Below are 1,030 nucleotides of genomic sequence, written 5' to 3'. Positions count from 1 at the left end.
ACTTCCCAGTTTTGCCGATCGGCTTCCGTCAAATTAACGGCTTGGGTAATGGTGCCATCAGGATTCGCCAACACCCCTGCACTCTGGTCATTTTTAATCACACCCATCCCTTGCCGCGTTTCTCTGACGGTGTATTGCTTACCCTGGGCTTCGATGGAACCCTTCGTATTCCGTTGCACCAGTCCTGCCGATTCTAAATTGCCCAGAACCTGACGGGCATGATGCAAAATATGGCGACCCAGTTCTTTCTGGTGCTGAAACGCGGAGAGGTCAGCCTTCATCTGCTCGGCATCAGCTTGAGCAAAATTGAGGTCACCAGCTTTTGCTGATTTGCCGATCGCTTCAATGGTCGCCAATGATTCCTCAGAGCGCCCCAGCGATCGCGCCGCTCGATACCAGTCACGAAACTGCTCAACCGATGGTGATGCGGGGGATTGCGCATCAGACTGAGTGAGTTGTTGATCCAAGTCAGGATCAGCCTGGGCGATCGCATCCTGAACAAACGTGCCGGCAGACACCGAATTGTTTTGGGACGGCTGAGGGGGTGACGTCATCTCCTCCTCAACGTGGGCGATCGCCGATAGCAGACTCTCTTGCTGTGCGGCAGGTAGGTCATGAACCACGTCCCGTAAGCGGTTTAAGGTTTCTTGGTACTTCGGTGAGGATTCGGGTGGCTCGTTCCCTAACCTTGGAAGCTCGGGCGGCGCTGAGGACTCGTTTTCTGGTGCAGTTCCCAACACATCGGAAAATGCCTTCGAGGAGTCTGGTTGAGGTGTTGCTTCTGGCGAAGTCTCAACGGGCGATCGCACTGGTTCTGGCGCTAACTGTTGCTGAATGGCCTCAGCAAATCCCTGCTTGCGTAAATTGCTGGCAAACATCCCGGCATAGGTGCGGTCGAGGCCTCGGGATTCACCCATCGGGCCATGAACCGCTGTTTCAGCCAGCGATAGCGATCCATCGTCTGAGAGATTGAATACCATCTCAGAATCGATAAACGCATCGCCGTTCTCGACTAAGGTGTGGTAGAGCA

At 54.5% G+C, this 1,030-nt stretch carries 1 protein-coding gene; it reads right to left on the bottom strand.

What is annotated here, in order from left to right; genetic code table 11:
• On the bottom strand, positions 1-1,030 hold a 1,030-nt coding region (locus V6D20_15150; protein HEY9817117.1), incomplete at both ends, for a hypothetical protein.

The organism is Candidatus Obscuribacterales bacterium (assembly GCA_036703605.1).
Lineage (GTDB): Bacteria > Cyanobacteriota > Cyanobacteriia > RECH01 > RECH01 > RECH01.
The sequence above is the reverse complement of the archived record's forward strand: the minus strand, read 5'-3'. Positions and strand labels throughout refer to the sequence as shown.